The organism is Leifsonia sp. SIMBA_070 (assembly GCF_046534635.1).
GTDB lineage: Bacteria > Actinomycetota > Actinomycetes > Actinomycetales > Microbacteriaceae > Leifsonia.
The window spans coordinates 1-268 of sequence record NZ_JAWRYK010000331.1; the positions used below are offsets into that span (position 1 = coordinate 1).

Here is a 268-nt window from a genome sequence, read left to right on the forward strand (position 1 = left end):
TCTTCTGCTCTTTGATATCTTTGTCAGTGGCGATTTTCTTCGCAGCAATATAACCACTTGTCGAGAAGCCAAAGAACAGACCGAATGTGACATCTGACAGCGTCCCTTTGTAGGCCTGCCAGCCAACTACGCCACAGCAGACGAGGAAAGCGAGAGCGGCCTGCGTGCGGCTCAGAGAGATGTTACCGCTGCTGCCACGGAGAACGCTGAACATGTCCATCAAATGAGGCCCCGGTAAATGTCATAGCTGCCGGTGCGCATCACATCT

The 268-nt window shown here is 53.0% G+C and carries 1 protein-coding gene; it reads right to left on the reverse strand.

Annotated features, from left to right (window positions below; translation table 11 throughout):
- A partial coding sequence (locus SB754_RS20560; protein ID WP_410784213.1) for a hypothetical protein occupies positions 1 to 220 on the reverse strand: 220 nt, incomplete at its 3' end.
- Positions 221 to 268: the final 48 nt, after the last annotated feature.